The sequence below is a fragment of the Vibrio sp. MACH09 genome (assembly GCF_033238805.1).
GTDB lineage: Bacteria > Pseudomonadota > Gammaproteobacteria > Enterobacterales > Vibrionaceae > Vibrio.
Genome location: NZ_BSFZ01000001.1, coordinates 75,287 through 93,864 on the forward strand (window position 1 = coordinate 75,287; position 18,578 = coordinate 93,864).

The following is an 18,578-nucleotide window of genomic DNA, read 5'->3' on the forward strand; positions in this document are numbered from 1 at the left end:
CCACCTTAATAAGGAATATTATGTTTAAACTAATCACGCCAAAAACGGATAATCAGATAGCCAAGTATTATCACTTTCGCTGGCAAATGCTGCGTGAGCCACTTAGGTTACCTGAAGGATCTGAGCGTGATGAGTATGACGAAATGAGTCACCATAGAATGATTGTTGATGGCCGAGGGCGACCAATGGCTGTCGGGCGGTTATATATTACGCCAGACAATGAAGCGCAGATTCGTTATATGGCGGTAAAGCCGAATCGTCGAAATAAAGGGCTTGGTTCACTCATCTTGGTGGCGTTGGAATCTTTTGCGCGTCAGGAAGGGGTGAAAAGGCTGGTTTGTAATGCTCGCGAAGAAGCCATCGCTTTTTACACTAAGAATGAGTTTGAAAGCAAAGGTGAACTCAGTGATCAAGTGGGCAAAAACCGTCACCAGCAGATGGTTAAGCAGCTTGATCCTCTGGAGAATATTTTACGAAAACCTCAATGGTGCGCGGAGCTGCAAGAACGTTGGGAACAGCAGATCCCCATTAGCGATAAAATGGGCATTAAAATTAATCAATACACCGGCTATCAGTTTGAGTGTAGTGCACAACTAAACCCTAACCTGAATCCGCGTAACTCCATGTTCGCAGGTTCCGCTTTCACTTTGGCTACCTTAACAGGCTGGGGAATGACTTGGTTGCTGATGCGTGAGCGCAACCTAAATGCCGATATTGTTTTGGCAGACAGTAAGATTAGATATCGCTTTCCAGTTGAAGAGACACCAATAGCTACCACCTCTCTTGATGGAATCAGTGGAGACTTGGATAGGCTTAAGAACGGCAGAAAAGCACGGGTTATTATTAACGTAACCATCTACAGTGGCGACATTGCGGCGGTGGAGTTTATAGGTACCTATGTTCTATTACCAAAAACGCAGTAGAGTGCTTGATTTTTAAAGAGAAACCTTGATAGAGGCGTCCCCTCAGTTAACGTTTTGTGTCCCACTATCAAGTGACAATAAACGGCCGTTAAAACCGAGGCCGAAGGTCAACCGAGTTTTTCAAACCAAGCCATCTGTTATTGCTCACAGGTGGTGAGAGTGTCGGTGCTGTTGTTTAGCAAATCATAGTGAGTACGGGTACACTTTTCAGATAACTCTAACTGTAAGTGATTATTGCGTTTATCTACCAAATCATATTGTCCGGAAAGGAAACCAGCGACACCTACGCCTTTTATCTGTTGGTTTGCAATTTTCACTCTACCTCTGTCAGCAATAATCTTGAGTTCAGTAACATCGATAGGTTGGCTGACGATATCAGACTCCCCGGTCTGGTGAACTAATATAGCGTCTCGAAGTGAAGCAGAAAGTTGCCCTGTTAAGCTATGTTGAAAGTTTAGCGGGTCACCTGCAAGGCCATTAGCGGTAAGCTGATAATCCACGGTACCTTCAAGTTTAAATGGTAAGTCAGTCCAGTATTGATAGACGTTGGTTGGTACACCATATCCTGTTGATTCAATTTTCCATGGGCGACTGACTTTATCCAGTTGATAATGCCCTTTGGCCTCAAGTAAACCATCTCGAAGAGGAATAAACAGATCATTTAACTGCCATATTCCCTTATCACTTGTCATGCTCATGACTGGCAGGCTTGAATACAGTTGGTCATAACTTGCATTATTGGCCTTTATATCCAGTTTTCCATTCCAAAGTGCTATTTCTCCATCTTTTACTAATTGAAGGTTGTCACCTTTTACCTCTAATCCTGTCAATTGCCAATTAGGTTTCTGGGCAAGCTGAATGATCTGAGAGTGCTTGATTGCTAGTTCTTTGACCGATAAATTTTTGATATTACTAATGTTGTTGCTTATTAGTTCGAAGTCATCCAATTGTTCACTTATCCATTTAATGCCAGAAAGGGACAAATGAGAGAGTTGCCAATTGTGTGCTTGAAATAAGCCACTTGCTTGAATTAAACCTTGTTGGAATTCAACACTGCTTTCGACTAATTGCACGCTGTTGTTATGCAAGTAGAGCTGGAAAACAGGATCAAGCCATTGTTGATTTAAATAGCCAATACTTTCTGCATTTAATGAAATATATCCTTCGCTTTGCTGCCATAAATTAAATGGAAACGTTAGATTTTCAATCGACAGGTTGGCATTGGTTAACTGAATATTGTTAAGGCTAATGCTGCTATCAAGCAGATCCAAGCTATTGATATGACTGATATGTTTGGTAATGGCTTGCCATTTGTTTTGTTCAAGAGTGTTTAATGGCGATTCTGCTAGGCGAAGTTGGTTTATCGTTACGTTTATTAATGACCAACCGTGAGGATACTGTTCTGCTTGGCCTGAGAACTCACCGTCTCGCCAACGGAAGGATAAGCCATAGATAGTGCTGTTTTGTTGTTTGTAGTCAGCGTCAAGCAAGACGCTGTCAAATGCTTCACCTTGCCAATAAATTTGCTCTGCCGAGAATTGAATGGTGCCAAATGGAATGGGGCCCTGCGCGACAAACTGAGGGTTCTTTATCTGTATGCTGGCGTCTCTGGCGATGAAGCTATCGTCTGAAAAGTCTAGATTAGAAATGGATAGCTGCTTTACTTTTATAGTATTTGGCCAGGGCAAGTCAGGTAAGCCATCTTGCAAAGAGAGCCCATTAATGAGAACGCTTTCTAGTTGTTGCTGTTCAGATAATAGAGAGGAAAGATCCAACCAAATATCGATGTTATCTATATTGATGGGGTGTTGCTGTTCGGGATGTAACTCAACATCGGTAACCGACAACTGATTGGGGTAATGATAACGAATAGAACTGATGGATACTGGTGTTTTAGAATATCGCGCAAATAGTTGGTTGACGATATTGACCCCATATTGATTTTGCATTGCCCAATAGAGCCCTGCTAGAGCGGCTAATAACAGCAACAAAAGGGTGGTGATGGTCAAAAATAACGCTTTTCTCATCAATATCTTCTACTCATTTTTAAGCGCAGCTAGAGCGTTGAAGCAGTACGCAAGGCCATATTAAACGATATGAGTTACGAGATTGCCGTAAAAAAGTATTTGATTCAATTAAAAAGCCCCTCATTTGAGGGGCTTTATCATAGTTTTATGTCATTTAGTCTAACTGAGGTCCTGCAGAAACTAATGCTGCACCGTCTGCGTTATCAGTATACTTCTCAAAGTTCTTGATAAAGCGCTGCGCCAAGTCTTCAGCTTTGCTTTCCCATTGTAGTGGATCCACATAAGTATCACGTGGGTCTAAAATCGCAGGGTCAACACCAGGAAGTGCCATTGGAACTTCTAAGTTGAATACTGGAATTTGCTTAGTATCTGTTTTCTCGATTGAGCCATCTAAGATGGCATCAATAATACCGCGTGTATCTTGGATAGAAATACGTTTACCTGTACCGTTCCAGCCAGTGTTCACTAGGTAAGCTTCTGCTCCTGCTGCTTCCATACGCTTAACCAATACTTCTGCATACTTAGTTGGGTGTAGTGTTAAGAACGCTGCACCGAAGCAAGAAGAGAAGGTTGGCGTTGGCTCTGTAATGCCTCGCTCAGTACCTGCCAATTTGGCGGTAAAGCCTGATAAGAAGTGGTACTTAGTTTGCTCTGGAGTCAACTTAGCAACCGGAGGTAACACACCAAATGCATCAGCTGTTAAGAAGATAACTTTCTGTGCGTGTCCTGCTTTAGATACAGGTTTAACAATGTTGTCGATATGGTAGATAGGGTAAGAAACACGAGTATTCTCGGTTTTAGAACCATCATCAAAATCGATAGAACCGTCGTTACGTACAGTGACGTTTTCTAGTAGTGCATCGCGGCGGATAGCATTGTAGATATCCGGCTCAGCTTCTTTAGATAGGTTGATGGTTTTCGCGTAGCAGCCACCTTCGTAGTTGAATACTCCATCATCATCCCAACCGTGCTCATCATCACCAATTAGCTGGCGTTTTGGATCGGTTGATAGTGTGGTTTTACCTGTACCAGATAGACCGAAGAAGATAGCGGTATCGCCTTCTTCACCCACATTGGCAGAACAGTGCATTGATGCAATGCCTTTTAGAGGTAAGAAGTAGTTCATCATGGCGAACATACCTTTCTTCATTTCGCCGCCATACCAAGTACCACCAATTAACTGCATTTTTTCAGTCAAGTTAAATACGGTGTAGTTTTCTGAGTTTAAGCCTTGTTTTTCCCAGTTAGTGTTTGTTGTTTTTGCGCCGTTCATAACGACAAAGTCAGGTTCAAACGTTGCGAGTTCTTCTTCTGTTGGTCGAATGAACATATTTTTAACGAAGTGACACTGCCAAGCTACTTCAGTAACAAAGCGGATAGAAAGACGTGTATCTTCGTTTGCGCCACAATAGCAGTCGAGAACAAATAGTCGTTTGCCGGATAGCTGTGTTGTTGTTAGTTCTTTAAGCTCGTTCCACACCTCTGTAGAGATAGCTTTGTTATCATTTTTAACTTGATCGGATGTCCACCACATGTTTTCTTCAGTTGTTGCATCTTTTACGATGAACTTATCTTTAGGTGAACGACCGGTGAAAATACCAGTATCAACAGCAACAGCGCCAAGCTCAGTTACTACGCCTCTTTCATACCCTTCTAAATCAGAACGAGTTTCCTCGGCGAATAACATTTCGTAACTTGGATTGCGAACAATCTCTTTTACGTTTGTTAGTCCGTATTTAGTTAGGTCTAGTTGTGCAGCCTTAGTATGTTCCATTACGGTCATAGGTGCTCCTTATTGGATAATTGTAGGGAATTTGTAAATTCTTTTTTTTAATCTGTTCACCATGCTATCAACGTGAAAGCGAGAAAACAGGGAGATAAGTCAAAAATAATTGACGAAAAATACATCGATTATGCTCGTTCGTCACACTTTAGTACGCTTCAGTTGTTGCGGACGCAAAGCTTTGCGCTAGATCAAAATATTGTACAGAAAAGAAAGTAAGAAATGTGTGGAGAGTCGATTAACTGGGTGATTTATATGGTTTTATGTAACAAAAAAGCCGGTTTTTGCCGGCTTGATCTAAATATTAAAATAATGTTTGCATATATGCATGTTAGTGAACGGTTTTGTTCTCTGCCTCTGCTTGTGTATATAGAGCGGTAACATCACTTTCGTCGAACGAATAACTCGTGCCGCAGTAATCACAATGTAAAGAAATTATTCCTTCAGTTGTTAACATGTCGTAAACCTCTTCTTTTGCCACCGTAATGATGGCAGAGGCGCTTCTTTCGCGTGAACAACCACAATGAAATTCAACAGGTTGAGCATCAAACAGTTTAACCGTCTCTTGATTGTACAAGCGATAAAGTAACTCATTGGCCTGAAGTGAAAACAGCTCTTCATCTTTCACTGTGTCAGTCAATTGCTCTAAATGTTCGAAATCATTGTCAGAACCAGTACCATCCGGCATAACCTGTAGCAACATACCTGCAGCATGGGCTTTTCCTTCATGTTGACCTAAACGGAACCAGAGTCGTGTTTTAAGCTGCTCAGAGCGAACAAAGTACTCTTCAAGGCAGTGAGCCAAGGTTTCCCCTTCAAGACCAACGATGCCTTGGTAGCGCTCTCCTTGCTTAGGTGAAATGGTAATCACCAAGTGTCCTTTGCCCATCAAGTCATGCAAACTCGCATCGTTGGCGATATCTCCTTCCCAGCGAGCGACACCGCGAACCTTCTGATCGTGATCTCCGTTGATAACCGCTAGTGAAACAGGGCCGTCACCTTGTAATTGTAAGGTGATGGATCCTTCAAACTTTAAGGTTGCGGTTAGCAGCGTTGTTGCAACTAATAGTTCACCCAACAAGTTTTGAACCGCAGTAGGGTACTCCTTGCTGGAAATTATCTGTTGGTATGTCTCATCTAGTTGAACCAACTCGCCACGAACAGACAGGTCTTCAAATAGGTAGCGGTTTAATACATTGTTTGCCATTTCAGGAAACTCCAGCTTATTGATGTTTAAATTTAATAATATTACGGCGCTGTTTTTTATCCGGTCGGCGATCCGGGCTTGGACTATGGAAAGCATTTAGTTTTCGTTGCTCGTGATTCTCTTCACGTTTCGCGATGCTCTCTTCTGTCTCTCTATAAAGCAGTTGTGCTTCAGGTGCTCCACGACGTTGATCGGAAACTTTTTCAATAATGACCGTCTTATCGTCATGGCCTTGTTTCAATGTGATGACTGCTCCCAGTTCAACGAGTTTACTGGGTTTAGATCTCTGTCCATTGTAGTGTACTTTGCCACCGTCAACCATGTTACGAGCAATAGAGCGTGTTTTGTAGAATCGTGCTGCCCAAAGCCATTTATCTAGCCGAACAGCGTCTGAATTTGATTTCACTTTTATACCCAACCCTAAAAATAATGAACGCTACAGGATGTTACTGGTCTTATAGCCAAGTAAATTCGGTACATGCCGTAAAATAAGTCGCTAAACCCTGTTGCTATTTTGTGTAGAAATGGTGATATGACTCTATTTTTTCAAGTGCCGAGAATAAAATGTAGCAGTTATCTTACGTAGATAATCATCAAGATATGCTATTCTTCTCCGCTACTCTTTTTTTTGTCTTTGACTAGTATGAGGTTATGGATGCTCTCGACTGTGAGCCTGAATAAAAAGCCAATGCGCTTTTTCGGGAAGTTACCATTGTTATGGACACAATCACAATCTGTTATTAGTGTTGTTGTAACGCTAATATTTATTGCATGCTCATCGTGGCTGTTGGGGCAACTTTTTTGGCAACTACAACAACCGAGCACAACCATCGCTTCATGGGAAGCAAACCAATCTCAAGTGACACAATTGTCAGGTAAAAAACCTACCGATATCTCTAACCTTGTTAATGCCAACCTCTTTGGTCGTTATTCTGAGACCGCACCTGTTATCGTACAGCCTATTGTTCAAGATGCACCAAAAACCAAATTGAATTTGGTATTAGTTGGTGCCGTTGCGACGTCAGATAAGAATAACAGCTTGGCGATTATTGCCAATCGAGGCAGCCAGTCCACTTATGGTATTGGCGAACAGATAGAAGGCACTCAGGCAAAATTGAAAGCGGTGTTTATCGACCGAGTTATTATTGATAATTCAGGAAGAGATGAGACGTTAATGCTTGAAGGGATTGAGTACAGCAGACGAGCGTTACAGCAAGATTCAGTGACTTCTTCTCAAGGTGTAGGAAACAACCAAGTACGATTAGCGGACATTAGAGCGCAAGTTGTTGAAGATCCTCAAAGTATCTTACGTTACATACGATTATCGCAGGTAAAAAGAAATGATCGCTTGCTCGGCTATCGTGTTCGACCTGGAAATGAGCGAGCGCTGTTTGACTCTGTAGGATTACAAGAAGGGGATATTGCAACGCAATTAAATGGTGAAGACCTCACTAATCCCACTGCAATGAGTAAGATTTGGCAATCTATAAATGAGCTAACGGAATTAAATTTGACGGTTGATCGTGACGGTCAACTTCATGAAATATATATCGCATTTTAAGCTGGCACATTAAGTGTTAGCGATAGTTAGGAGTTTCTAGTGAAAGGGTGGTTAAGCAAAAGTGCGTTATTGCTGGCAGGAAGTCTAATGTGTGTGCCTGCCATGGCAAACGAATTTAGCGCTAGCTTTAAAGGAACAGATATACAGGAGTTTATTAACATTGTTGGTCGAAATTTAGAAAAGACCATTATTGTTGATCCTTCTGTGCGCGGAAAAATCGATGTTCGTAGCTACGATGTACTCACCGAAAAGCAATACTACCAGTTTTTTCTTAATGTTTTAGAAGTGTATGGCTTTGCGGTTGTCGAGATGGAAAACGGTATTTTAAAGGTGATAAAAGCCAAAGATGCCAAAACATCCGCCATTCCCGTGGTTGGTGATGATTCGTCAATAAAGGGTGACGCAGTGATTACCCGTGTGGTTGCCGTGCGGAATGTCTCGGTTAGAGAGCTCTCTCCTCTTCTTCGTCAATTAAATGATAATGCAGGAGCGGGTAATGTTGTGCATTACGACCCTGCCAATATTATTTTGATTACCGGACGTGCTGCGGTGGTTAACCGCCTTGCTGAAATTATTGAGCGAGTGGATCAGGCCGGCGACAAAGAGATTGAAGTGGTTGAACTGAGAAGTGCCTCTGCATCTGAGATGGTACGTATTGTAGAGGCGTTAAATAAATCCGCCAATACCAAAAATACCCCTGAATTTTTACAGCCAAAGCTGGTAGCCGATGATAGAACCAATTCCGTATTGATTTCTGGCGACCCTACCGTTAGAAAACGTCTGCGTAAATTGATTATGCAGTTAGATGTTGAGATGGCAACGAAAGGAAACAATAAGGTTGTCTATTTAAAATATGCTAAAGCTGAAGAGATGGTCGATGTCCTAAAAGGGGTATCAGATAACATCCAGTCAGAGAAGAAAACCGCCGGGCAGCAGTCTGGTTCAAATCGTACTGAGGTGATGATCGCGGCTCACCCTGATACCAATGCCTTGGTACTTACCGCGCCAACCGATGTGATGACAGCGCTGCTTGACGTTATTGCCCAATTGGATATTCGTCGTGCACAGGTGCTTATTGAAGCTCTGATTGTAGAAATGTCGGAAGGTGATGGCGTCAATTTAGGGGTTCAGTGGGGCAACCTAGAAACCGGTGCCGTTATTCAGTACGGAAATACCGGTGCGCCAATTGGTCAGGTGATGGTTGGCTTAGAAAATGCCAAAGATACTACTGAGAAAAAACCTATTAGAGATTCTAATACGGGCGCGATCAAATATTATGAAGAGACTACTACAAAGGGTGACTACTCTACTTTAGCCAGTGCGCTAGGCGGAGTGAATGGTGCTGCGGTAAGTGTGCTGATGGGCGATTGGACGGCCTTGATTAGTGCGGTCTCTACCGATTCAAACTCTAACATTCTTTCCTCTCCAAGCATTACTGTTATGGATAATGGAGAGGCGTCGTTTATTGTTGGTGAAGAAGTGCCAGTGATCACCGGTTCTACCGCTAGCTCAAGTAATAGTAACCCCTTCCAAACCGTTGAACGTAAAGAGGTGGGAATTAAGCTCAAAGTTGTTCCTCAAATCAATGAAGGCGACTCTGTACAGCTTAATATTGAACAAGAGGTGTCTAATGTCTTGGGAGCTAGTGGTGCGGTGGATGTGCGTTTTGCCAAACGTCAACTGAATACCTCAGTAATGATTCAAGATGGGCAAATGTTGGTTCTGGGTGGATTAATGGACGAACGTGCCATGGAGAACGAATCTAAAGTGCCGTTTTTAGGGGATATCCCTGTGCTTGGTCATCTCTTTAAATCCACCAGTACCCAGATAGAAAAACGCAACCTAATGGTGTTTATTAAACCAACCATTATTCGTGATGGTATGACGGCGGATGGCATTACTCAGCGTAAGTACAACTATTTCCGTGCTGAGCAGCTATTTAAAGCCGAACAAGGGTTGAAATTGCTCTCAGATGACGCGATTCCAGTGTTGCCGGAGATAGGTTCTGAGAAGCGTTATCCTGCAGAGTTCCAAGCCTTTATTGATCAGTTGGAGGCAAAATAATGCGAGGGATGGGTGACGACTTGTCTCGATTGCCGTTTAGTTTTGCAAAACGGCATCAGCTAGTATTGGAAAACAATGAAAAAGAGGCTCAACCGCTGACACTGTTTTATGTTGAACCTCTTGCTGTGACGACGTTATCGGAAGTACAACGAGTGACTCTTCAACCATTTGTTCCTGTAGCTATCTCTTTAGAAGAGTTTGAAAAGAAACTGACGCTGGCTTATCAACGCAACTCCTCTGAAGCTCGTCAGTTAATGGAAGATATCGGTGCTGATAATGATGATTTCTTCTCATTAGCGGAAGAGTTGCCGCAGAATGAAGACTTGCTCGAAGCAGAAGACGATGCACCTATTATCAAGCTGATTAACGCCATGTTGGGTGAAGCGATAAAAGAAGGTGCTTCTGACATCCATATAGAAACGTTTGAACAGTCGCTATCCATTCGTTTTCGGGTTGATGGTGTACTGCGAGAAGTGTTGGCACCGAGTAGAAAGTTGGCGCCGCTATTGGTGTCGCGAGTTAAGGTGATGGCTAAGCTGGATATCGCTGAGAAACGTGTACCTCAAGATGGCCGAATCTCGTTAAGAATTGGTGGTCGGGCTGTGGATGTGCGTGTATCAACCATGCCATCGTCACATGGTGAGCGTGTGGTTATGCGTCTGTTGGATAAGAATGCCACTCAACTTGATTTACACAGCTTGGGCATGACTACACAGAACCATGACACATTCCAAAAGCTGATCGCTCGTCCTCACGGCATTATTTTGGTTACAGGCCCGACAGGTTCAGGTAAAACCACTACGCTTTATGCTGGCCTGCAAGAACTCAACAGCAGCGAACGCAACATTCTTACCGTTGAAGATCCTATTGAATTTGATATTGATGGTATTGGTCAGACACAGGTAAACCCAAAAGTGGATATGACCTTTGCTCGTGGTTTAAGAGCGATTTTGCGTCAAGACCCAGATGTGGTGATGGTGGGTGAGATACGTGATTTAGAAACCGCCCAAATTGCAGTCCAAGCCTCTCTTACTGGTCACTTAGTGATGTCTACCTTGCACACCAATACTGCTGTGGGTGCCATTACACGTCTCAGGGATATGGGGGTTGAACCATTTCTCATCTCATCTTCATTGCTTGGAGTATTAGCGCAACGTTTGGTTCGTACACTGTGTCCGGACTGTAAACAGCCATTCCAAGCCGACAGTGAGCAGAAAAAGCTGTTTTCTCTGTCTGCGGATGACGAGTTAGTTTTGTATAAAAAACAAGGTTGTGAAGAGTGCAATTACAAAGGCTATCGAGGCCGAACCGGTATTCATGAACTGCTGGTGATCAATGACGATGTGCAAGAGCTGATTCATTCAGAAGTGGGTGAGCAAGCTATTGAGAAATCGATTCGCGCAGAAACACCAAGTATTCGTGATGATGGGTTAAATAAAGTTCGCTTAGGTATAACCACGTTGGAAGAGGTTATGCGTGTCACTAAGGAAGTCTGATGGCGGCATTTGAATATAAAGCCTTAAATGCAAAGGGCCGACAGCAAAAAGGCGTGGTTGAAGGAGACAATGCACGTCAGGTTCGCCAGCGTCTGAAAGAACAAGGGTTAATTCCTGTTGAGGTGGTAGAAACCAAAGCGAAGAAAACGTCTACGAGCTCTCATCAGCCGTCAACAATTAAGCGCGGTATAAGTGTGAATGATCTGGCTTTAATAACGCGTCAACTCTCTACGTTGGTTCAAGCGGGGATGCCATTGGAGGAGTGTCTTAAAGCGGTCGCAGAGCAGACGGAAAAACCAAGAATCCGCACCATGATAATGGCGGTAAGATCTCGTGTTATTGAAGGCTATACCCTTGCAGATAGCATGGCAGACTACCCACATATTTTTGATGATCTATTTCGCTCTATGGTGGCAGCTGGTGAAAAATCCGGTCACTTAGACACTATTTTGAATCGCCTCGCGGACTATGCCGAGAACCGTCAGCAGATGCGTTCTAAGTTGCAGCAGGCAATGATCTATCCTGTAGTGCTAACGGTATTTGCAATCGGTGTTGTGGCGTTTCTGCTTTCCAGCGTAGTACCACAAATAGTCGATCAGTTTGTGCAAATGGGACAAGAGCTTCCGGCATCAACACAGTTTTTATTGAGCGCCAGTGATTTTGTACAGAGCTGGGGGCTGGTGATTGTGTTGGCTATTATCGCTCTGATTGCGTTATTTAAGTTTGCCATGATGAAAGAGTCGACACGCTTGTCGTGGGACAGGAAGGTGCTCTACTTTCCCTTGATAGGAAAAATAGCGAGAGGATTAAATACCTCTCGATTTGCTCGCACATTATCCATCTGTACATCGAGTGCCATTCCTCTATTGGAAGGAATGAAAGTCGCGGCAGATGTAATGACCAACCAGTATGTTAAACGAGAAGTTCTGCTAGCAGCAGAGAAAGTGCGAGAAGGGGGGAGCTTAAGAAAGTCATTGCAACAAACCAAGCTTTTTCCCCCTATGATGCTGCATATGATCGCCAGTGGTGAACAGAGTGGTGAACTGGAGCAGATGTTAACGCGTGCAGCGGATAACCAAGATCGAGATTTTGAATCCACTACCAATATTGCGCTAGGGTTATTTACCCCAGCATTGATTGCCGTTATGGCAGGGGTGGTACTGTTTATTGTCATGGCAACCTTAATGCCTATTTTAGAAATGAATAATTTGGTATCAGGCTAGGTTTTACTGACTTTTAGCCGCTACTTTTGATGAATTATTCATTGTGGACAGTTAACCAAATCATAAACAAACAATTACAGCATTAATTTAGTTGGAGAGAAAATGAAAAGAAAACAGACAGGCTTCACCTTGCTTGAAGTTATGGTGGTTGTGGTTATTTTGGGTGTATTGGCCAGTTTTGTTGTTCCTAACCTACTTGGAAATAAAGAGAAAGCGGATCAACAGAAAGCCATTTCGGATATCTCTGCACTGGAGCAAGCTCTTGATATGTATAAACTGGATAACAGTGTTTACCCGTCGACAGATCAAGGATTAGAGGCATTGGTGAACAAACCTAGTGGCACACCAGAGCCAAGAAACTACCGCAACAATGGCTATATCAAGCGTCTACCGAATGACCCTTGGGGACGTGAGTACCAATACCTTAGCCCGGGTGATAACGGAACCATTGATATTTTCTCACTTGGTGCTGATGGCGAAGAGGGTGGTGAAGAAGCCAATGCTGATATTGGTAACTGGAACTTACAAGATTTTCGCTAATGCGCACTGATTTTTCATCCGCTTATCTTCTTTCGCTTAGACAGCTAACATTATGATAAGAAAAAGTGCCGGTTTTACACTTATAGAGATCATGCTCGTGATGGTATTGATCTCGCTAAGTGCAGTGGCGGTGGTGATGACTTTGCCAGATAATCAGCAAGATACTGCTAAGTTACAAGCTCAGCGCTTTTTTTATAAGTTACAACTGCTTAATGAAGACGCCATACTAAATGGTCGGGATTATGGTGTCCGGTTTGATAATAGTGGTGATAACTACCGTTTTGTAACGTTAACAGAAAAGGGCTGGCAACCTTTAGAGAATAAAACCTATAAAGAGACCACCTTTGAACAGGGGCTCAGCGTAGATTTTCAATTAGGCAGTGATGCTTGGGCTAACAATGACACTCTATTTAATCAGGAGTCGCTATTTGATGAAGAGATGTTTGCTGAGTTAGATGAGAAAACTCAATCATTACCACCGCAAGTCTTTGTGCTATCCAGCGGTGAGGTGACCCCGTTTTCTGTGACAATCTCTGCAGAATCTCAGCCAGAATCACTCTGGACCATAGAAGCAAAAGAAAATGGAGAGATTATCCTTGTTACGCCAATGGAATACGCCAAAAGGGCGGGGCAATGACAAAGAAAATCAGAGGGATGACATTGCTGGAAGTGCTGGTGGCTTTAGCTATTTTTGCCACCGCGGCCATCAGCGTAATTCGTGCTACCACACAACACAGTAACACCCTCTCGTACTTAGAAGAGAAAACATTTGCTTCTATGGTGGTAGACAATGTGATGGCAAAAGTAATATTGGCTGAGTCGCTTACCGCGGAGCGGAGCGGTAAGAGTAACATGGCTGGACGAGAGTGGTACTGGACAGTGAAGCCTGTCGCCACAGCAACGGATTTTATTAAAGCTTTTGATGTCACTGTTTCTACCGATCAAGAGCAAAAAAGTACCATCGTTACGGTAAGAAGCTATGTCGATAAATAGCAGAAGCCTGAGAAGAAACCGCCAGTGTGGTTTTACCCTTATTGAGGTCTTGGTAGCGATTGCCATATTTGCTGGATTAAGTCTTTCTGCCTATCAAGTACTAGACCAAGTGCAGCGCAGCAACGCTCAATCGATAGAGAAAACCGATCGATTAAAAGCACTGCAACGAGCCATGGTGATCATTGATAACGATTTTCGCCAAATAGCATTAAGACAATTTCGCACCAATGGCGAAGTGGCCAGCGATATGCTGATTGAGTGGGGCAGTGGTTTGCTCTCTTCTGATGAGAATGGCGTTCTATTTGTTCGTTTAGGTTGGTTAAATCCGCAAAATCGTTTTCCTCGAGGGGAAGTATCAAAAGTCGGTTATCGGATCATCGCGGATACATTGCAAAGGGTATGGTGGCGTTACCCCGATACTCCTGTAGGGCAAGAGGGGATCACCACTCCATTATTGGATAGAGTCACCTCGCTGAAAATGCGTTTCTATTCAGAAGGTGAATGGAAAGAAGAGTGGTCAGAAAAACTCGCACTGCCTAAAGCCGTGGCCTTTACCTTAGAGCTTGAGGATTATGGAACCATTGAGCGGATTTACTTAACCGCCGGTTCATCGTTAAATACCAAAAGTGGTGATGACGAGAATGGTTAATGGTCAGCGAATGAAAAAGCAACAAGGTGCTGCACTGATTGTGGTGATGATGATTTTGGCGATGATGATCTCAATTGCGGCCACCATGTCTGAGCGTCTGTTTGTGAATTTTAAACGAGCAGAAAATCGGCTGGACCACCAGCAAGCATATTGGTATAGCATTGGTGTAGAAGCGTTAGCTAAGTATGGTATTGCAGAGAGTTATAGCGATGGTGATACCATAAATTTAAGTCAGCCGTGGGCTCTGGAAGAGCAGGTTTACCCATTGGATTATGGTGATGCGAAAGGAAGCATTCGAGATATGCAATCCTGCTTTAACATTAACGTGTTTTCTGCTTTGCCACAGGAGACAGCAACAGACACTAAGCCTTATTTGGTTAACTTGTTTCAATTGATATTAGATGAACTGGATGTGGACAGTTACCAAGCAGAAGTTATTGCAGAGTCCGCGTGGGAATTTCTGGATCAAGACACGGTTGCTCGCTCTAGTTTGGGAGCCGAAGATGGTAGCTATGAGTCATTAAGTCCACCCTATTTAACGGCCAATGGTATTTTAGCGGATAATACGGAGCTTCGTGCTATACAGCAGATGGATCAGAAGATAATGGATGCTATCGGTTCTATTGTTTGCGCCATTCCAAGTAGTGACTGGCGACTTAATGTCAATACCGTATCTGAAGAGGGTGGAGTTCTATTAGCGGCTCTATTTTCTCCTGCATTAAGTGTCGCTAACGCGAAAGCGCTGATTGATAATCGTCCTTTTGATGGTTGGGCGACGGTGAACGACTTTTTGTTAGAGTCGGATATTGCCACGATTGATGCAACCATCAAAGATAAAGCAAAAGGGTATCTCACTGTAGATAGTCACTATTTTGAGCTTGATGCTCAGGTCATCGTTAATGAATCTAGAGTCAGGATAAGAAGCCTGCTTTATTCTAAAGATAGAAAAGATGTCGAAGTTGTTCGTCGGCGCTTTGGAGGAATCAGTGAGTGAATTTCTGACCGTACGGTTAAGTAGAGAAAATGACGCAACCCTTTCGTGGTTGGTTTGGTCTACTAGTCAAAATGATGTAATTGCCAGTGGCGAGCTGGGTAACAAAGCTCAGCTTAGTGAGCTATTGCCTTATGCCGAGAATCGCACAACAGTGCTATTACTCGATAGCCGTGATGTCATCGTTACCGAGGTCGACATCCCCTCTGGTGCATCTCGCCAGTTCGAAAATATGCTGCCCTATTTACTGGAAGAGAATATTGCTCAAGATGTTGAGGAGTTGCATTTTACGATTCTTAATCGCACTTCAAGCCATGCTTATGTTGCAGGAGTAGATAAAGAGTATTTAACGACTTGTCTCAGTGATTTCAAACAAGCAGGCCTTACGGTTAAAAAGGTGATTCCTGATCTGTTTGCTATGCCACTATTACCCGACGGCGTTAGTGCTTTGCAAATGGGTAACACTTGGCTGTTTAGACAAAATCAGTTTTCTGGAGTTGCGGTTGAGCAACAGTGGCTCACTCATTTTCTACATTCTCTACAGAGCCAAAGTGAAGATAAGCCAGTCACGGTGACCTCATACACTCCTTATGAGCATGATGTTACTCGTGTTAGTCACGTACATTGGAAAGCAGCAGAACCAGAGTTGGTGATGGCCCTGTTAAGCCAGGGAGCCATATTCTCTTCAATTAATTTGCTTACGGGTACATTTAAGTCGCAATCGTCGTTATTTAAGCAGCTAAAAGTGTGGCGAAAAGCGGCGATTGCAGCAGGACTTTTTGTTGCTGTCATTGTCGCGCAGAACGTTATTCAGCTACAGCAATTTGAAGCACAGGCAAGCGCCTATCGAGCTGAAAGTGAACGGGTATTTAGAACGGTTTTTCCTGACAAAAGAAAAATCCCAACTATCAGTTATTTAAAGCGACAGATGAATGATGAAGTGGCTCGACTTTCTGGCGGAACGACAGGTGATTCCGTGCTGGATTGGTTATCGTCACTGCCAAGCGCATTAGAAAAATATCCATCGGTTGAGATAGAAAATATTCGTTATGACGCTAAACGTGGAGAAGTTCGCTTGCAAACTGTGATGAAGGATTTCCAGACTTTTGAACAGGTTCGTATTAATCTGGCTAAAACGTTCACGGTTGTACAAGGTCCGTTGAGTAAAAAGCAGGACAAGGTGTCAGGCAGTTTTGTATTAAGGAATAAGCAATGAAAGGGCGATTAAGTTCTATTCGCTTGTGGTGGAGCAGCATCTCTGTCAGAGAGCAAAGATTACTAGTGAGCGCGATCATTTTTATTGTAGCGGCGGTCATATACTGGGGAATCGCTCAACCTATTATTGCGAGAGCTGAAAAAGCGCAATTAAAGTTAACCAGTGAACAGCAGCTCCTGCAGTGGGTGACAAATAAAGCCGATACTATCGTAGAGCTGCGCCAAAGCTCTGGAGCGCCTAGCTCAACGAAAGCCATTAATCAGGTGATTTCGGAATCCGTGAAGCGCTACAACATTGAACTTATTCGTATGCAGCCAAGGGACGAAATGCTGCAGATTTGGATTAAACCTGTGCCTTTCAATCAATTTATTACTTGGGTTCAGTATTTAAAAGAGCAGCAAGGTATTGCCGTTGAGTTTATGGATATTTCTGCCGCTGACAAACAAGGCATGATCGATGTAAAGCGTTTGCAGCTAAAGCGAGGCGGGTAGAGTGAAACGAATAATTTTGTATATCTTCCTTTTTACAGGGTTTTTCTCTTTGAGTGTAGTTGTGCATACACCAGTGTCGTTTGTGTTGCCTTACGCAAATTTACCTATGGATGTTAGCGGGGCAAGCGGCACGTTATGGCAGGGAAATATACAACAGCTGAATTGGCGAGGACAGAATTTAGGCAAGGTGAGTTGGCAATTTGCACCAAGTCAGTTATTTAAAGGCAAAGCGGAATATGCGTTACGTTTTGGTTATGGGAGTGATTTAGGGTTTAACGGCAAAGGCATTGTTGGTTTCGATTTTTCGGGTTTATATGCTAAAAATGTTGTGGCATCCATTGCGGCAAAAAGCATTCAAAATAAGGTCAATTATCCTTTGCCTATTGATGTAAATGGGCAAGTGGAACTGGCCATTCAACAATACCGCTATGAGCAGCCTTGGTGTCAAGCAGCTCAAGGAACACTAGTGTGGAATAACAGCGAAGTAAATAGCCCATTAGGCAGCTTAAACCTTGGCACTATCATTGCAGACCTCTCTTGTGCGAACAGTGTGCTTTCAGCTGAATCAAATCATGAAAATGACCAGCTCGCTGCAGCGTTTACTGCTGAGCTAAGCCGCGATATGCAGGTTAAGCTTGATGCATGGTTTAAGCCGAATAGCGACTTTCCTGCGGGAATGCGTTCACAGTTAAAATGGCTGGGTAATCCAGATGCACAAGGACGTTATCCGTTCGTTTATTCCGGAGTTGTGCGGTATTAGCGAATACTAATGGCAACGAATCTATTTACATAGTAAGTAAGAGCGCTAGTATGTAATTAATGATCGCCAGACTAATTCAAGGGAAGGGAAGAGAGATGGCAAAAAAAATAATGCCGAAAATTTTATCGGTTGAGATGGTCGCGAAATCGAAACTGTTTTCTATTGAGTCTCTCGATTTAGAGTTTTCAAATGGTGTAAAGCGTACATACGAGAGAATGAAGCGCAGTGGCAGGCAAGCCGTGATGATGGTTCCTCTTACTGAAGAGGGGGACTTGCTGCTGGTTCGTGAATATGCTGCGGGAACCGAAGAGTACGAACTGGGCTTTCCTAAAGGATTAGTTGATCTGGGGGAAACTCCTCAGCAGGCAGCTAACAGAGAGTTGAAAGAAGAGATTGGATTTGGCGCAAGAGAGTTGACGCCGTTAAAACAGGTGATATTGGCTCCTTCATACTTCTCGGCAAAAATGACGTTATTTTTGGTCGAAGACCTCTATTTGGAGTCACTGGAAGGGGATGAGCCTGAACCATTAGAAGTTGTTCGCTGGCCGTTAAGTCAGGCAGAAGATCTTCTTTCTCATTTGGATTTTAGTGAAGCGAGAAGCATTGCGGCACTTATGTTGGCTCAGCGACACATTGCCAATAGAGAAATATAGG

Annotated in this window: 18 protein-coding genes; 14 read left to right on the forward strand and 4 right to left on the reverse strand. The window is 43.3% G+C overall.

Annotated elements, in window-relative coordinates:
• The first annotated feature begins 20 nt into the window (after positions 1–20).
• On the forward strand, positions 21–923 hold the full coding sequence (locus CHJ_RS00325) for a bifunctional GNAT family N-acetyltransferase/hotdog fold thioesterase (RefSeq protein WP_171753539.1): 903 nt from the start codon (positions 21–23) through the stop codon (positions 921–923).
• A gap of 137 nt (positions 924–1,060) precedes the next feature.
• Here CHJ_RS00325 and CHJ_RS00330 read toward each other — a convergent pair whose 3' ends face one another.
• The 4 genes from CHJ_RS00330 to hslR form a co-directional block, all read right to left on the reverse strand.
• Positions 1,061–2,950: an AsmA family protein gene (locus CHJ_RS00330; RefSeq protein ID WP_317916572.1), complete on the reverse strand. Its 1,890-nt coding sequence runs from the start codon at positions 2,948–2,950 to the stop codon at positions 1,061–1,063.
• Positions 2,951–3,104: 154 nt separating this feature from the next.
• A complete protein-coding gene (gene pckA / locus CHJ_RS00335; RefSeq protein WP_171753537.1) occupies positions 3,105–4,733 on the reverse strand; it encodes a phosphoenolpyruvate carboxykinase (ATP) in 1,629 nt (542 codons plus the stop codon).
• A 331-nt stretch (positions 4,734–5,064) separates the two neighbouring features.
• Positions 5,065–5,940 carry an Hsp33 family molecular chaperone HslO gene (gene hslO / locus CHJ_RS00340; protein ID WP_317916573.1) on the reverse strand — a complete coding sequence of 292 codons (876 nt, stop codon included), beginning with the start codon at positions 5,938–5,940 and terminating at the stop codon, positions 5,065–5,067.
• Positions 5,941–5,956: 16 nt separating this feature from the next.
• Positions 5,957–6,346, reverse strand: a complete 390-nt coding sequence (hslR, locus tag CHJ_RS00345; RefSeq protein ID WP_317916574.1) for a ribosome-associated heat shock protein Hsp15 — start codon at positions 6,344–6,346, stop codon at positions 5,957–5,959.
• Positions 6,347–6,628: 282 nt separating this feature from the next.
• Between hslR and gspC the strand changes: the two genes are divergently transcribed.
• The 13 genes from gspC to nudE all read left to right on the forward strand — a co-directional run bounded on the left by gspC (position 6,629) and on the right by nudE (position 18,577).
• A complete protein-coding gene (gene gspC, locus CHJ_RS00350; protein WP_411861550.1) occupies positions 6,629–7,501 on the forward strand; it encodes a type II secretion system protein GspC in 873 nt (290 codons plus the stop codon).
• Positions 7,502–7,540: 39 nt separating this feature from the next.
• Positions 7,541–9,565 (forward strand): type II secretion system secretin GspD, encoded by a 2,025-nt coding sequence (gene gspD / locus CHJ_RS00355; RefSeq protein ID WP_171753533.1) that lies wholly within the window; start codon positions 7,541–7,543, stop codon positions 9,563–9,565.
• Positions 9,565–11,061, forward strand: coding sequence for a type II secretion system ATPase GspE (gene gspE / locus CHJ_RS00360; RefSeq protein WP_171753532.1), 1,497 nt, complete (start codon positions 9,565–9,567; stop codon positions 11,059–11,061). Before gspD ends, gspE begins: the two co-directional genes overlap by 1 nt.
• Positions 11,061–12,284, forward strand: a complete 1,224-nt coding sequence (gene gspF / locus CHJ_RS00365; protein ID WP_171753531.1) for a type II secretion system inner membrane protein GspF — start codon at positions 11,061–11,063, stop codon at positions 12,282–12,284. The genes gspE and gspF overlap by 1 nt, the downstream gene beginning before the upstream one ends.
• A 102-nt stretch (positions 12,285–12,386) precedes the next feature.
• Positions 12,387–12,824 (forward strand): type II secretion system major pseudopilin GspG, encoded by a 438-nt coding sequence (gspG, locus tag CHJ_RS00370; RefSeq protein ID WP_171753530.1) that lies wholly within the window; start codon positions 12,387–12,389, stop codon positions 12,822–12,824.
• Between the two features lie 52 nt (positions 12,825–12,876).
• The gene (gene gspH, locus CHJ_RS00375; RefSeq protein ID WP_171753529.1) at positions 12,877–13,461 is read left to right on the forward strand and encodes a type II secretion system minor pseudopilin GspH; all 585 of its coding nucleotides are present in this window, start codon (positions 12,877–12,879) and stop codon (positions 13,459–13,461) included.
• Positions 13,458–13,817, forward strand: a complete 360-nt coding sequence (gene gspI / locus CHJ_RS00380; RefSeq protein ID WP_171753528.1) for a type II secretion system minor pseudopilin GspI — start codon at positions 13,458–13,460, stop codon at positions 13,815–13,817. Before gspH ends, gspI begins: the two co-directional genes overlap by 4 nt.
• Positions 13,804–14,466, forward strand: a complete 663-nt coding sequence (gene gspJ, locus CHJ_RS00385; protein ID WP_317916575.1) for a type II secretion system minor pseudopilin GspJ — start codon at positions 13,804–13,806, stop codon at positions 14,464–14,466. Before gspI ends, gspJ begins: the two co-directional genes overlap by 14 nt.
• A 10-nt stretch (positions 14,467–14,476) precedes the next feature.
• On the forward strand, positions 14,477–15,460 hold the full coding sequence (gene gspK, locus CHJ_RS00390; protein ID WP_171753526.1) for a type II secretion system minor pseudopilin GspK: 984 nt from the start codon (positions 14,477–14,479) through the stop codon (positions 15,458–15,460).
• Positions 15,453–16,673 (forward strand): type II secretion system protein GspL, encoded by a 1,221-nt coding sequence (gene gspL, locus CHJ_RS00395; protein ID WP_317916576.1) that lies wholly within the window; start codon positions 15,453–15,455, stop codon positions 16,671–16,673. Before gspK ends, gspL begins: the two co-directional genes overlap by 8 nt.
• Entirely contained in the window at positions 16,670–17,164 is a 495-nt protein-coding gene (locus tag CHJ_RS00400; protein WP_317916577.1) for a type II secretion system protein M, read from the forward strand. Before gspL ends, CHJ_RS00400 begins: the two co-directional genes overlap by 4 nt.
• A gap of 1 nt (position 17,165) precedes the next feature.
• Positions 17,166–17,924: a type II secretion system protein N gene (locus CHJ_RS00405; protein WP_317916578.1), complete on the forward strand. Its 759-nt coding sequence runs from the start codon at positions 17,166–17,168 to the stop codon at positions 17,922–17,924.
• Between the two features lie 95 nt (positions 17,925–18,019).
• Positions 18,020–18,577, forward strand: coding sequence for an ADP compounds hydrolase NudE (gene nudE / locus CHJ_RS00410; RefSeq protein ID WP_171753522.1), 558 nt, complete (start codon positions 18,020–18,022; stop codon positions 18,575–18,577).
• Position 18,578: the final 1 nt, after the last annotated feature.

Bases quoted from the DNA above. Each gene is read 5' to 3' on its own strand.
- pckA (WP_171753537.1), bottom strand. From the start codon at position 4,733: ATGACCGTAATGGAACATACTAAGGCTGCACAACTAGACCTAACTAAA.
- CHJ_RS00330 (WP_317916572.1), bottom strand. From the start codon at position 2,950: ATGAGAAAAGCGTTATTTTTGACCATCACCACCCTTTTGTTGCTGTTA.
- gspF (WP_171753531.1), top strand. From the start codon at position 11,061: ATGGCGGCATTTGAATATAAAGCCTTAAATGCAAAGGGCCGACAGCAA.
- gspE (WP_171753532.1), top strand. From the start codon at position 9,565: ATGCGAGGGATGGGTGACGACTTGTCTCGATTGCCGTTTAGTTTTGCA.
- gspK (WP_171753526.1), top strand. From the start codon at position 14,477: ATGAAAAAGCAACAAGGTGCTGCACTGATTGTGGTGATGATGATTTTG.
- gspJ (WP_317916575.1), top strand. From the start codon at position 13,804: ATGTCGATAAATAGCAGAAGCCTGAGAAGAAACCGCCAGTGTGGTTTT.
- gspI (WP_171753528.1), top strand. From the start codon at position 13,458: ATGACAAAGAAAATCAGAGGGATGACATTGCTGGAAGTGCTGGTGGCT.
- gspC (WP_411861550.1), top strand. From the start codon at position 6,629: ATGCGCTTTTTCGGGAAGTTACCATTGTTATGGACACAATCACAATCT.
- CHJ_RS00325 (WP_171753539.1), top strand. From the start codon at position 21: ATGTTTAAACTAATCACGCCAAAAACGGATAATCAGATAGCCAAGTAT.
- gspG (WP_171753530.1), top strand. From the start codon at position 12,387: ATGAAAAGAAAACAGACAGGCTTCACCTTGCTTGAAGTTATGGTGGTT.
- gspH (WP_171753529.1), top strand. From the start codon at position 12,877: ATGATAAGAAAAAGTGCCGGTTTTACACTTATAGAGATCATGCTCGTG.
- nudE (WP_171753522.1), top strand. From the start codon at position 18,020: ATGGCAAAAAAAATAATGCCGAAAATTTTATCGGTTGAGATGGTCGCG.
- CHJ_RS00400 (WP_317916577.1), top strand. From the start codon at position 16,670: ATGAAAGGGCGATTAAGTTCTATTCGCTTGTGGTGGAGCAGCATCTCT.
- hslO (WP_317916573.1), bottom strand. From the start codon at position 5,940: ATGGCAAACAATGTATTAAACCGCTACCTATTTGAAGACCTGTCTGTT.